The sequence below is a fragment of the Actinoplanes cyaneus genome, from assembly GCF_016862095.1.
GTDB lineage: Bacteria > Actinomycetota > Actinomycetes > Mycobacteriales > Micromonosporaceae > Actinoplanes > Actinoplanes cyaneus.
This window is the reverse complement of record NZ_BOMH01000006.1, coordinates 87,991-101,263: the sequence shown is the minus strand read 5'-3', so window position 1 is coordinate 101,263 and position 13,273 is coordinate 87,991. Positions and strand designations below refer to the sequence as shown.

The 13,273-nt window shown below is 71.6% G+C and carries 9 protein-coding genes; 7 read left to right on the top strand and 2 right to left on the bottom strand.

Annotated elements, in window-relative coordinates:
* The 4 genes from dhaL to Acy02nite_RS04350 all read left to right on the top strand — a co-directional run bounded on the left by dhaL (position 1) and on the right by Acy02nite_RS04350 (position 4,266).
* Complete coding sequence (gene dhaL / locus Acy02nite_RS04365; RefSeq protein ID WP_203738474.1) at positions 1 to 621, top strand: dihydroxyacetone kinase subunit DhaL; 621 nt, start codon at positions 1 to 3, stop codon at positions 619 to 621.
* A gap of 59 nt (positions 622 to 680) precedes the next feature.
* Positions 681 to 2,249: a methyl-accepting chemotaxis protein gene (locus tag Acy02nite_RS04360; protein WP_203738473.1), complete on the top strand. Its 1,569-nt coding sequence runs from the start codon at positions 681 to 683 to the stop codon at positions 2,247 to 2,249.
* Between the two features lie 23 nt (positions 2,250 to 2,272).
* The gene (locus Acy02nite_RS04355; RefSeq protein ID WP_203738472.1) at positions 2,273 to 2,935 is read left to right on the top strand and encodes an acetoacetate decarboxylase family protein; all 663 of its coding nucleotides are present in this window, start codon (positions 2,273 to 2,275) and stop codon (positions 2,933 to 2,935) included.
* Between the two features lie 62 nt (positions 2,936 to 2,997).
* Complete coding sequence (locus Acy02nite_RS04350) at positions 2,998 to 4,266, top strand: YibE/F family protein (RefSeq protein ID WP_203738471.1); 1,269 nt, start codon at positions 2,998 to 3,000, stop codon at positions 4,264 to 4,266.
* Positions 4,267 to 4,332: 66 nt separating this feature from the next.
* On the opposite strand, the gene Acy02nite_RS04345 is transcribed toward Acy02nite_RS04350, so the two are convergent.
* Positions 4,333 to 4,971, bottom strand: a complete 639-nt coding sequence (locus Acy02nite_RS04345) for a DUF4360 domain-containing protein (protein ID WP_203738470.1) — start codon at positions 4,969 to 4,971, stop codon at positions 4,333 to 4,335.
* A 357-nt stretch (positions 4,972 to 5,328) separates the two neighbouring features.
* On the opposite strand from Acy02nite_RS04345, the gene Acy02nite_RS04340 reads away from it, so the two are divergent.
* Both Acy02nite_RS04340 and Acy02nite_RS04335 read left to right on the top strand, forming a co-directional pair.
* Positions 5,329 to 5,709 carry an effector-associated constant component EACC1 gene (locus Acy02nite_RS04340; protein ID WP_203738469.1) on the top strand — a complete coding sequence of 127 codons (381 nt, stop codon included), beginning with the start codon at positions 5,329 to 5,331 and terminating at the stop codon, positions 5,707 to 5,709.
* Positions 5,706 to 9,944 (top strand): caspase, EACC1-associated type, encoded by a 4,239-nt coding sequence (locus Acy02nite_RS04335; RefSeq protein WP_203738468.1) that lies wholly within the window; start codon positions 5,706 to 5,708, stop codon positions 9,942 to 9,944. The genes Acy02nite_RS04340 and Acy02nite_RS04335 overlap by 4 nt, the downstream gene beginning before the upstream one ends.
* Positions 9,945 to 9,994: 50 nt before the next feature.
* Here the strand turns inward: Acy02nite_RS04335 and recD2 are convergent, their stop codons facing one another.
* Complete coding sequence (gene recD2 / locus Acy02nite_RS04330; RefSeq protein WP_203738467.1) at positions 9,995 to 12,187, bottom strand: SF1B family DNA helicase RecD2; 2,193 nt, start codon at positions 12,185 to 12,187, stop codon at positions 9,995 to 9,997.
* Between the two features lie 59 nt (positions 12,188 to 12,246).
* Between recD2 and Acy02nite_RS04325 the strand changes: the two genes are divergently transcribed.
* Complete coding sequence (locus Acy02nite_RS04325; protein ID WP_203738466.1) at positions 12,247 to 13,221, top strand: acetylxylan esterase; 975 nt, start codon at positions 12,247 to 12,249, stop codon at positions 13,219 to 13,221.
* Positions 13,222 to 13,273: the final 52 nt, after the last annotated feature.

Sequence of the window (13,273 nt, the reverse complement as noted above, 5' to 3'; positions counted from 1 at the left end):
ATGGATGCAGCGCTCGCCCGGGACTGGATGCGCGCCGCCGCCGAGGCGATCGCGGCCGGCGCCGACGGGCTCACCCGCCTCGACTCGGCGATCGGCGACGGTGACCACGGGGTGAACCTGCATCGGGGGTTCACCGCGGTGGTCGCCGCCCTGGAGAAGTCGCCGCCGGAGACCGTGTCCGAGGTGCTGGTGAAGTCCGGTGCCACCCTGATGTCCCGGGTGGGTGGCGCGTCCGGCCCGCTCTACGGCAGTGCTCTGCGCGCGGCCGGGAAGGCGTTGCCGGCGACCCCCGAGGTGCAGCCGGCCGACCTGGTGACCGCGTTGCGCGCGGGGCTGGCGGCGGTCCGGAAGCTGGGCGGCGCCGCTGCGGGGGACAAGACCCTGATCGACGCGTACGGCCCGGCTGTGGACGCCTTCGAGGAAGCGGTCGCCGGGGGAGCGGATCTGGCCGGGGCGGCCGGGGCGGCGGCCCGCGCGGCGCAGGCCGGGGCGGAGGCCACCGTGCCCCTGCAGGCCCGAAAAGGCCGCGCCTCCTACCTGGGGGAACGTAGCATCGGACATCAGGACCCGGGGGCCGCCTCCACGAGTCTCATCTTCGGAGCGCTTGCCGAGGTTGCTTAACCGGCAGCGGACCGTGCCGATTCAGCGGGTGTCAGACACTGTTGAGGAGAGGTACGGCCATGGGCTTGAGTGGTGCGTTCGACAACCGTTCCCTGCGGACGAAGATCGGCGCGGCGGCCCTGACCGCGACGATCGGTGGCGTGATCGTCGGTGGCATGGCCATCTACCGGGTGCACGACCTCAACGAGAAGGCGGCAACGGCCCAGCGCCAGTCACTGGCGATCGGGTCGTCGGTCACCGACTTCAGCCAGAACATCGAGGCGTACGCCGGCAACGCGTCGGCGCTCCAGCTCTACCCCGCCATCGCCAAGGACATCAAGGCGGGCATGGACCTCAACAAGCAGGCGGTCGACGACGCCCTGAAGGCCCTGGAGAAGACGCTGCCGGGCGACGCCACGGTGGCCAAGGCCCAGGAGGACTGGACGGCGTACCTCGGGTTCATGGGCAAGGATCTGACCAAGGCCACCCAGGCCGAGCTCAACCAGGCCCTCATCGACTACAACAAGCTGCACGGCGCGCTCGGTGACGACGCGAACGCGCTGAAGGCCCGGGCCACGTCCCTGGCCGAGGCGCAGATCTCCGACGCCGGCTCGGCGGCCACCCGGGCGACCTGGGTCATCGCCCTGGTGCTGGCCGCCGGGGTGCTGCTCAGCCTGCTGATCGGGTTCCGGGTGGCGGGCAGCGTGCGCCGGTCCGTCCGGAGCGTCTCGAAGCTGGCCGAGGGGCTCGCCGAGGGCGACCTGACCCGGACCTCCGGGGTCACCAGCCAGGATGAGGTGGGCCAGATGGCCGCCGCGCTGGACCGGGGCATCGCCCGCCTCCGCGAGGACGTCGTGCAGCTCGCCGGCAGCGCGTCCACGCTGCAGCACGCGGCCGGTCAGCTCTCCTCGGTCTCCACCGCCGTCGACGCGGCGGCGAACGAGGCTTCGGCGCAGGCCGGCACGGTCTCGGCGGCCGCCGACACGGTCTCCAACAACCTGCAGTTCGTCTCGGCCGGCGCCCAGGAGATGGGCTCGGCGATCCGCGACATCAGCGTCTCCACCTCCGAGGCGACCCAGGTGGTGGTGCAGGCCGTGCAGGCCGCCGCGGCCACCAACCAGATCGTCGCCCGGCTCGGCGAGTCGTCCGCGGAGATCGCCACCGTGGTCAAGGTGATCACCAGCATCGCCGAGCAGACCAACCTGCTCGCGCTGAACGCCACCATCGAGGCGGCCCGCGCCGGTGAGCTGGGCAAGGGCTTCGCGGTGGTGGCCGGCGAGGTCAAGGACCTGGCCCAGGAGACCGCGAAGGCGACCGAGGACATCTCCCGCCGGGTCCAGTCGATCCAGGCCGACACCAGCGGCGCGGTCAGCGCGATCGAGGAGATCAGCGAGATCATCGAGCGGATCAACGGCCTGCAGCTGACGATCGCGTCGGCGGTCGAGGAGCAGACCGCGACCACCCAGGAGATGAACCGGACGCTGCACGAGGCGGCCGGCGGCGCCGGGGACATCGCGGCGACGATCACCGGGGTCTCCGAGGCGACCCGCCGCACCACCGACACGGTCGCCGACACCCGCCGGGCCGCCGAGGAGCTCACCGAGACCTCCGCCCAGCTCCAGAGCGTGGTCAGCCGCTTCCGTTACTGACCCATCGATGCCAGTCTTGGAGCATGTACCCGCCCGAGCCCTGGCACCTGCGCGGACAGATGTACCTGTCGGTCTTCCTCGTCCCGATGCGAGCCGTGCCGCCGCTGCCCGAAGTGCTGGGCGCGGCGGCACGGCCGTTGTCGTTCGGGGGCCGGGCCGCGGTCGGCGCGGCCTGGGTCGACTATCAGCCCGGGGGCGTCCTGCACTACCGGGAGCTGCTCAGCGCGGTGCTCACGCACGAGCGCGGCCGGCCCCGGGTCAGCATCACCGACATCTGGGTGGACAGCGTCGCCTCGCGGGAGGGCGGCCGCCAGCTGTGGGGCATCCCGAAGGAACTGGCCACGTTCACGCTCGACGCGGACGAGGACCTGCTCGACGCGACCGCCGCGACACCGGAGGGCGCCCCGATCGCGTCGGCGCTGGTCCGGCTGAAACGCCGGGTTCCGGGCCGCTTCCCGCTGGGTTTCACGGTCGCCCAGGCGCTGGAGGGCCGGGTCAAAAGGACCCCGGTCAGAGGCAGAGGCAATGTGCGTACGGCCGCGGCGGCCTGGCGTCCCGACCCGGCCGGCCCGCTGGGATACCTGGCCGGTCGCCGTCCCGTGCTGACGCTCGCGATCACCGAGTTCTGGCTGCTCTTCGGCCGCACGGCCGAGGATCGCGCCACCGCCCGTACGCGGCGGCCCTAGCCAGCAGATGACCGGGGGGTGCTTGCTCGCCGCGAGCAGCCACCGGCCGGTTAGGGTGCGGCATGCCCGAACCGCACAGCCACAGCCACGCGCACGGCACCGACCTGCTCCCGAAGGCCCGTCGCCTCACGCTCCTGCTGCTGATCCCGGCGGTCCTGCTCACCGCGCTCGGGATGCTGCTGCTCTGGCCCCGGGACGCGCCCCGGGCGGAGTCCGCTCCCGACGGCCCGGCACAGTCGAACGGCGTGGTCCAGACGCTGACCCACACCGAGTGCGCGCCCGTCCCGGCCGGGGAGGAGCAACCAACCGGCTGCGGCACGGCCACGGTGAAGCTGGAGTCCGGCGAGGTGGTGAGCACCGAGCTGCCGTACGGCCCGGGCGCCCCCGAGATCAAGAAGGGCGACCGGGTCGTCGTGATGGGCCTGGAGAACCAGGACGGCGGGCTCTCCTGGTCGATCGCCGACCACCAGCGCTCCCGCGAGCTGTGGCTGCTCGGCATCGCGTTCGCCCTGGCCGTGGTCGCGTTCGGCAGGTGGCGCGGGGTGACCGCCCTGGCCGGTCTCGCGGTGACGTTCGGCGTGCTGCTGTTCTTCATCGTGCCGGCGATCCTGGACGGCCGGTCCCCGACGCTCGTCGCGGTGGTCGGCTCGGCCGCGATCATGCTGACCGTGCTCTACCTGACGCACGGGCTCACCATCACCACCACGATCGCGGTGGCCGGCACCCTGGCCAGCCTGATCATCACGACGGTGCTGGCCGGGATCAGCGTCGCCGTGGTGCATCTGACCGGCGTCGTCGACGACACCTCGAACTTCCTGTCGATCAGCCAGGGCGAGGTCAACATGCAGGGCCTGCTGCTGGCCAGCATCGTGATCGGCTCGCTCGGCGTGCTCGACGACGTCACGGTCACCCAGTCGGCCACCGTCACCGAGCTGGCGATCGCCAATCCGGCGTACGGGTTCCGCCGCCTCTACGGCGCCGCGACGCGCATCGGCCGGGCGCACATCGCCTCCGTGATCAACACGATCGTGCTCGCCTACGCGGGCGCGTCGCTGCCGTTGATGCTGCTCTTCGCGACCGGGGGCACGCCGGTCGGGGAGCTGCTCACCGGCCCGTTGATCGCGCAGGAGCTGGTCCGCAGCGCGGTCGGCACGATCGGGCTGATCGCCGCGGTGCCGATCACCACCGCGCTGGCCGCGTTCTTCGCCCACCGTTCCGTGCAGCCGCCCGCCGAGCCGACGCCGCTCGCCGAGTCGAGGCCGGCCGCCGACGAGACGGCCGGCCGTCACCGCCCACCAGCGGAAAGCCCGTGGGCCGCCTTCGACAAGTAGTGGCACCGGCTGGTGCTCACGGCTGTGCCGAGCGCCGAACGCAGCCGTGAGTGCCAGCCCGGGGCTTCATCGGCACTGACGCCAGGCGACGTGGTAGACCGTGTTGATCGCGGCGTCCGTCGAGTCCATCGAGATGAAGCTGGTCTCCTTGCGGGCGTCCGACGTGCCACGGTTCACCCGCAGGTCGGTGTTGATGTTCAGGTAACGGCGCTCGCCGCACGGCAGAAAGCTCAGCGACGCGATCCCGACCTGGTCACCGCGCTGCCAGTCGTCGCTGAACGGCCCGGTGAACCGGTGCTCGAAGCGGGTGGTGGTGGCATGGCCCTGGAAGTAGTAGTTCGCCGATTCCATGGCCCACGCGCCGCGCGCCAGGCTGGCATATCCGCGGTAATCCGCGCTGGCGATCGCGAACGTGAAACCGGTCGGCACTTTCACGTCCAGGGCGAGCTGGCAATTCTTGCGGAAATCGAGCGGTGACGCCTCCGGGCCGACCTGGGCGGTGTATTCGGAGTACGTGACGGTGAACGCGGTGTTGTCCGGCGAAACGGCGATTCGCGCGGTCTTGTCCGGGCATCCGGAGCCGATGGCGTTCACCACCCCGATGGTCATCCGCTGGTCCGGGACGGGATTCGGGCGGGCCTGGGCCGGTGCGGCGATCGCGACGGCGGCGAGCGCGGTGGCGCCGGCGGTCAGAAGTCGGAACATGCGAGAAACCCCCGGTGATTCGGTACGGAGCTGACCGGGAAAGACTATTTCGCCGGGCTGCGGCAACCATTGTTTCCGACTCACCGTGTTTACCGTTTTCGGCTGTCCGGCCGTCTGCCGGTGGCGGCTGTTCGGCCGAAATCGAGACGTTTGTGCCACGCTTCCGAGGCAAACGTGCTAATCCACTTTCGAGTCGGCGGATCCGGACGGTCGCACTGGTCAATTCCCGGATCGGTTGCGGACCGGGTCCGCGGCAGGTGAGACCCACTGTTCGACGGCGGTTGATGCCGCTGTTCGTTCGTGGCACTGTGACTGTCCGGATCCATCGTGGATCCGCGGAATCCTGGGGGTCGTGCCGTGGACGCGTACGTGGCCGTGGTGGGGGACGACGTCTACGGCCGGCTGCTGGATCTGCGTGACTGGCTGAACGAGGAGAATGCCCTGCGTGGCGCTGTGCGCCTGGTCGAGGCGCCGGCTCCGGCCGAGCGGCTCGGCCCGGCAGGGGACGCGCTCCAGATCGTCGCCGCGTCCGCGGGCAGCGCGTTCGTCGCCGTGCTGGTGGCCTGGTTGCGGACCAGGGTGGGCGCCGTCAAAGTCGTCGTGACCGGCCGTAACGGCGCGAAGATCGAGCTGGACGCCAAGACCGTGAAGGCGCTGGACGCTGCGGCGCTGAGCGACCTCACCCGCGAACTGCTCACGGCGGCCGGCGACGCGGAGCCGGAGGACCCGGGCGCGTGAGCGCGCGCCTCGACGCCCTCGGTTCCCGCGTCGTGCTGCTCGGCACCGGCCGGCACGACGGCGCGGGGTGGCCGTCGTCGGTGCCGGCCGTCGCGACGACGCTGCGAGACCTGCGGGCCGTGTTCCGGGACGCGTGCGGGGTCGCCGAGGAGCAGATCAGGACGGTCGAGGACCCGGCCACGCCGAACGAGTTCCAGCGGGCCATCGCCGCGGCCGCCGAGGAGGCGACCGAGGTGCTGCTGATCTACTACGTCGGGCACGGGATCCTGAACCGGCGACGCGAGCTGCACCTGGCCGTCCAGGGCGCTGTCGACCCGGCGACGGTCGGCGCGTACCAGGCGCTGCCCGTCCGGGAGATCCAGGAGACGGTGCGGCTCCGGGGCGGACGCCGTGCGATTCTGGTCCTGGACTGCTGCTTCGCCGGCCGGGCCGAGCCGCCGGCCGAGGACGGTGTGCTGCTCGCGGCCGCAGGCGCCGACGAGCTCGCCTGGGCGCCGCAGGGCGCGGAACACACCACGTTCAGCGGCGCGTTCATCGAGGCTCTTCGGGACGGTGTCCCCGGGGAGCCCGGTGATCTCCAGCTCCGGCATCTGTTCCGGCATTTGCGCGGTCGTCTGGCGAAGCAGGGGTACCCGGTCCCGATCCTGCAGGCCGGGGATCTGACGGCCGAGGTCGTCCTCGGGCGCAATCCGATGGACAGGCCGACCGGCGAGGACCCCGGCGAGCCGCCCGCCGGTGGCGACGACAGCTGCCCGTACCAGGGGCTCCAGCCGTACACCACCGAGGACGCGAGGTTGTTCGCCGGCCGCGACGCCGTGGTGGAAGCGGTGCTGAGGAAGATGCGCGCCGCCCTGCCCACGGGTGGGATCACCGTCGTCAGCGGGCCTTCCGGGAACGGCAAGACCTCGCTGATCGAGGCCGGCGTCGTTCCGGCCATCCGCAACGGAGCGGTAGTGCAACCGGGTGTCCCGGACTCCCATGTGGTGCGGATCCGGATCACCACCGACCCGGTCGAGGCGCTGAACACCGCACTCGCCGGCGGGCCCGGCCCGTCCGCCCGGAGTCCGCTGCTGATTCTGGTGGACCAGTTCGAGCAGCTGTTCGTCCAAGGCATCGCGCCCTCCCGTCAGCGCGCGTTCGTGTCCGCACTGCACGACCTCTCCCGGCCGGGCCCGGGGGGTCCGCGGGCGCTCGTGGTGCTCGGGCTGCGGTCGGACTTCGACGGGCCCTGCGCCGGATTTCCCGAGCTGGTCTCCGCCTTCCAGGAGCGGAATGTCGTGGTGGGGCCGATGACCACCGGTGAGTTGCGAACCGCCGTCCTGGAACCGGCACGGCGCAGCCGGTTCCGTCTGGAACCCGGGCTGATCGAGAGGCTTCTCATCGACGCCGGGGCCGACCTGGGCGCCGATGACACGGCCGGCAGTGGCCCCGGCTCCCTGCCCCTCATCTCACAGGCCTTGCTGAGCACCTGGCACCGTCGTTCCGGACGCACCCTCACGCTGGCCGGCTACCAGGCCACCGGCGGGGTGCGGCAGGCGGTGCAGCAGACCGCTGACGCGGCGTTCGCCGCCCTCACCGCGCCGGAGAAGGCGGCGGCCCGCCGTCTGCTGATCAGCCTGGTCCGAGTGGGCGCGGCCGGCCGGCCGGACACCCGGGGCCGAATCCAGCGTGCCGCGGTGAGCGGCGCCGACGCCGAGGCCGCGCTCGGCAAGCTCGCCGATCACCGGCTCGTCACGGTGGACGAGAACTCCGTCGAGTTGGCCCACGAGGCGTTGATCCGCGAGTGGCCGCTGCTGCGGGACTGGGTCGGCGACAGCCGCGCCGGCCTGCTCGTGGCCCAGGAACTGGAACTCGCCGCGGCCGGCTGGCGTGCGGCGGCCGGCGATCGGGCCCACCTCTACCGGGCCGGGCGTCTCGCCGAGGCCCGGTCCCGGATCGACCCGGACACGGCCGGCCGGCTCGGCGACGACGCACGGGAGTTCCTGGCCGCCTCGGTACGCCAGCAACGGCGTACCGCCTGGACCCGCCGGATCACGGCGGCCGCGCTGGTGCTGCTCACGGTCCTGGCGACGACGACAGCGGTGCTCGCGGTCAACCGCGGTGACCGTCTCGACAAGCAGCTGAGAACGGCCAACGCCGGCAATCTGGCGGTTGCCTCCGAGGCGGCCGCGGCTGGTGATCCGGCCTTCGCCACCCGGCTGGCGCTCGCGGCCTGGCGCCTGGAGCCGTCCCACCCATCGGCGCGGGCCGCCCTGGCGAATCGCTACATGGCGATGCGGTCGGTGGAGCACGTGTTCGACGGTGTCACGGCGACCGGGCCGATCAAGAGTCTCAGTGCGTCCGAGAACGGTGACATGGTGCTGGTGGCGGCCACGGGCAGCACCTTCACCGTGGTGACCGGCCTGACCGTCGGCCGGGCGTCGACCTGGCTGCTGCCCACCTCGCACAACCGTGCCATGCCGAGCCCCGACGGTCGGTGGGTGATCACCGGCGGCAACGGCACGGCGCTGTCCCTCTGGGACGTCGCGGGGCGGCGGAGGCCGCTGTCGCTGCCGGGCAGCCGGCCGATCACCGCCGTCGACAAGCAGTCCTGGGCGTTCAGCTGGGACGGCGCGAGGCTGCTGGTGGCCGGAGAGGACGGCGCCGGAGCCCTGATGTGGAGCCTTCCCGGCCTCACCTGGATGCCGTTGCCGTCCCGGGTTCTCGGCGACGGCGCGATCTCGGGGATCGGCTTCACCGACGACCCGTCGACGATCCTGGTGAATCGCGCGGTCTCGGGCAGCGACCATCTGGAGGTCAGGTCGCTGACCAGCGGGCGGTCGGTCCGGCGGTTTCCGGCCGGTGCGACACCCGGTGGCGGTGGGCGATGGGTCCACCGGTGCGTCGACGAGAACACGCAGGACGGGGCACCGGCCACGGTCAGCGTGGTGCGGGCCGCCACCGGAAAGCCCAACGAGCGGGTCGCGGCGCGGCAGCCCGACTGTGGCACCGAGGCCACACCGGACGGCAACCACCTTCTGCCCGAGGTGACCTCGGTCCGGGAGGACGCCGCCACGATCCGGCGGATCACGTCGCTGGTGACCGGCGAGTCCTACGATTTCGTGCTGCCGTACCGCTCCGCCCGGGACGAGTCGGCCGGCGATCTGACCAGGCTCACGGTCATTGACGTGGCCGGCGGCCCGCCGATGGCTCTGCTGGGGATCGGCACGGCCGTCCTGCGGCTGCGCCCAATCGCCCGGGATCCGCTGGCCATGCCCGGCAGCAACAGCCGTACCGAGGACGGCGAGCACGTCCTGACGCACTACTACGACCGGCTGGAGGTGACGTCTCCGGGCACCGGCCGGTCCGTCGCCCACCTCGGCGCGCCGGCCGGGGTGAGCTTCGGCAACATCGGAATCCCGTGGACCTCGGTGTGGCAGGACGGCGCCCGGGTGTTCACCGAGTACTCGGTGCCCGGCCTGCGCACCGCCGGCGTCTTCCGGGCCCCGGCGGAGCAAGGGGCGCGATACGAGTGGGACATCCTGGATCGGGACGAGGGCGGATTGCTGGCTGTCGCCGTCGGCAACCGGGTGACGGTCTGGGATCGCGGCTCCGGCCGGACCGAGTCGGAACTGACCGTGCCGGCCGGCGAGGCGCTGCTCAGCAAGTATCGGTCCGACCCGCACGTCCTGCTCCGCATCGGTCATCCGGGCGAGGTCCTGATCTACACCAACACGGAGCGGCCACAACTGTGGAACTACCGCACGAGGACCTTGCTGTCGACGCTTCCGATGACGGCTGACACGGGTGGCATGCTCTTCGACGCGACCGGTGACCGGCTGATCCACCTCGAGGCCGACAAGACCATCCAGGTCTGGGACGTCGCCACCGGCCGACCGGTCGGATCGCCGGTCACCGCGCCGGACGCATGGTCGCCGCTCGGTATCACGCCGGAGGAGGACGGCGCCTACGTCGTGACGTTCACCGACGTCGACGGTGGACGCCGCGTCGAGTTCTGGGACCTGGAGCGGGGCACGTCGAGCGGCGCGTTGCGGCTCACCGACGAGGAGACCGGGCCGAACGAGGCCGCCGTCACCAGCACGCTGGCGCTCCGCGGCGACCGGGTCATGCCGACCGAGGTCGCGCTCACCGCGGCGGCCTGGCGCGATCAGCTCTGCCGGGCCTTCGGGGCCGGTTTCACCGAGACGGAACGGGCCGCTCTCCCCGAGGGCGCTCCCCAAGACAATCCGTGCTGAGGCGTGTCTCGGAATTCGCCCTCGCCCTCGGCCGGATTCCGAAACACGCCTCAGCCGCCGAGGCGCTCGGTGAGGGCGGTGTGCCGGCGGCCGGCGCCGACCGTGCGGACCGCGGCGGCGAGCGCCCTGCGGGAGCCGACCAGCACCACCAGTCTCTTCGCGCGGGTGATCGCGGTGTAGAGCAGGTTGCGCTGGAGCATCATCCACGCGCTCGTGGTGAGCGGGATGACGACGGCCGGGTACTCCGAGCCCTGCGACCGGTGGATGGTGATCGCGTACGCGTGCGCCAGCTCGTCCAGCTCGTCGAAGTCGTACTCGATCAGCTCGTCCTCGTCCGTCCGTACCGTCAGGGTCTGCTCCTCGGGCGACAGCCCGGTGACGACGCCGACAGTGCCGTTGAAGACGCCCGCCGCACCCTTGTCGTAGTTGTTGCGGATCTGGGTGACCTTGTCGCCGACGCGGAACACCCGCCCGCCGGCCCGGCGTTCCGGCAGGCCCTCGCGGGCCGGCGTGAGCTCCTGCTGCAGCAGCGTGTTGAGCGCTCCGGCGCCGGCCGGGCCGCGGTGCATCGGGGTGAGGATCTGCACGTCGCGGCGCGGGTCGAGACCGAACTTGCGGGCGATCCGGGTGCACGCGACGTCGACGGTGAGCCCGGCGGTCGCCTCGGTGTCGTCGCACGGGAACAGGAAGAAGTCCTTCATGCCGTCGAGCAGCGGCGGCCGGCCCTGGTTGATCCGGTGCGCGTTGGTGACGACGCCGCTCTCCGCCGCCTGCCGGAAGATCTGGGTGAGCCGGACCCGCGGGATGACGTCCGCGGCGAGCAGGTCGCGCAGCACCTCGCCGGCGCCGACCGACGGGAGCTGGTCGACGTCACCGACCAGGAGCAGGTGCGCGCCCGGCGGGATCGCCTTGACCAGCTTGTTCGCCAGGATCAGGTCGAGCATGGAGGACTCGTCGACGACCAGCAGGTCCGCGTCGAGCGGGTTGTCACGGTCGTAACTGGCGTCGCCGCCGGGCTGGAGCTTGAGCAGCCGGTGGACGGTCGCGGCGGGGTGACCGGTGAGCTCGGCGAGGCGTTTCGCGGCGCGGCCGGTCGGCGCGACCAGCTGGATCTTGGCGCGTTTCGCGGCGGCGAGCTCGACGATCGAGCGGACGGTGAAGCTCTTCCCGCAGCCGGGGCCGCCGGTGAGGACCGCGACCTTCGACGTCAGCGCGAGTTTGACCGCCTCCTCCTGCTCGGGGGCGAGCGTGGAGCCGGTGCGCTTGTGCAGCCAGTCGAGCGCTTTCGCCCAGTCCACGCCGTGGAAGTGCGGCATCCGGTCCGACTTCTCGCGCAACAGGCTGACCAGTGTGTTGGCCAGCGAGATCTCCGCGCGATGGAACGGCACCAGGTAGACGTCGTCCCCCTCGCGGACCACGCCCTCCTCCTCGACGAGTTCCGCCAGACACGCCGGGATCAGCCCGGCCGGCACGTCGAGGATCTTCGCGGCGTCCTCCGTCAACTCGTCGACCGGCAGGAAGCAGTGACCGTTGTCGGTCGCCTGGGACAATGTGTACTGCAGGCCCGCTTTCACCCGCTCGGGGCTGTCGTGCGGGATCCCGACCGCCTGCGCGATCGTGTCCGCGGTCTTGAACCCGATGCCCCACACGTCCGACGCCAGCTTGTACGGACTGTTCTTGACGACCGAGATGGACGCGTCACCGTACTTCTTGTAGATCCGCACCGCGATCGACGTGGAGACACCCACCCCCTGCAGGAACAGCATCACCTCCTTGATCGCCTTCTGCTCGGCCCACGCGGCGGTGATCTTCGCAGTGCGTTTCGGGCCGAGGCCGGTGACCTCGATCAGCCGGCCCGGCGACTCCTCGATGATGTCCAGCGTCTCCAGGCCGAAGTGGTCCACGATGCGTTCGGCGAAGACCGGCCCGATGCCCTTGACCAGGCCGGACCCGAGGTACCGGCGAATGCCCTGCACGGTCGCCGGCAGCACCGTGGTGTACGAGACGACCTCGAACTGCCGCCCGTACTGCGGATGTGAGCTCCACCAGCCGGACAGCCGCAGGCTCTCTCCGGGCTGCGCGCCGAGCAGGGCGCCCACCACGGTGAGCAGATCGGAGCCGGACTTGGCGGTCGCCACCCGGGCCACCGTGTAGCCCGTCTCCTCGTTCTGGTAGGTCAGCCGCTCCAGCACCGCTTCCAGAACGTGCGGCGCCGGGCGGGAGGTCTGTGGCGCGCCGGGCATGGCGACCATCGTCCACGCCGCTGTGGTTTCCGCAAGCTTTCCCCCTTAGCGTGTCGGGTATGGCGCTTTTTGATCTCCCGCTCCCGGACCTGCGGACGTACCGGACGAGCAACCCCGAGCCGGACGGCTTCGGCGACTTCTGGACCCGCACGCTCGACGAGGCGCGCGCCGCCGCCAAACCCGTCGACCTCGTCGAGGAGCGGACCCCGTTGCGCGGCGTCATCAGCTACGACGTGACCTTCACCGGCTTCGCCGGCCAGCCGGTCAAGGCGTGGCTCAACGTCCCGGCCGGCGCTTCGGGCCCGCTGCCGATCGCTGTCGAGTTCATCGGGTACGGCGGTGGCCGCGGTCTGCCGGTCGACTGGCTGCTCTGGAGCGCGGCCGGCTACGCGCACCTGGTTATGGACACGCGCGGCCAGGGCGGCGGCTGGCGCGGCGGCGACACCCCCGACCAGGACGTCGACGGCGCCGGCCCGTCCACGCCCGGCCAGATGACCCGCGGCGTGCGCTCTCCGGAGACGCACTACTACCGCCGGCTGTTCACCGACGCCGCCCGTGCCGTCGAAACCGCCGCGGAGCTGCCCGGCGTCGACGCGTCCCGGCTGGTGACGACCGGGAAGAGTCAGGGTGGAGCGCTGTCGATCGCGGCCGCCGGGCTGGTCCCGGACAGGGTGACCGCCGTGGTCGCGGGCGTCCCGTTCCTCTGCGACATCCGGCGCGCCGTCACCATCTCGGACAGCTTCCCGTTCCAGGAGATCGTCCAGTTCCTGCGCGCCAACCCGGAGCGGGCCGCGCGGACGTTCGCCACGCTCGACCACTTCGACGTGGTGAACCTGGCCCGCCGCATCACCGCCCCGGCGCTGTTCTCCACGGCGCTGATGGACGCGGTCTGCCCGCCGTCGGGAGTCTTCGCGGCGTTCAACGAGGTGACCGGCCCCAAGGACATCGAGGTCTACGAGTGGGACGGCCACGACGGCGGCCGCTCCTTCTTCGACGTCAAGGCACTGGAGTTCGCCGCTGCCCACGTGCGCTGATCCGGCCGTACGGGAAACGGCCTTTGACCCTCGGTGGTGAATCTCATTACGG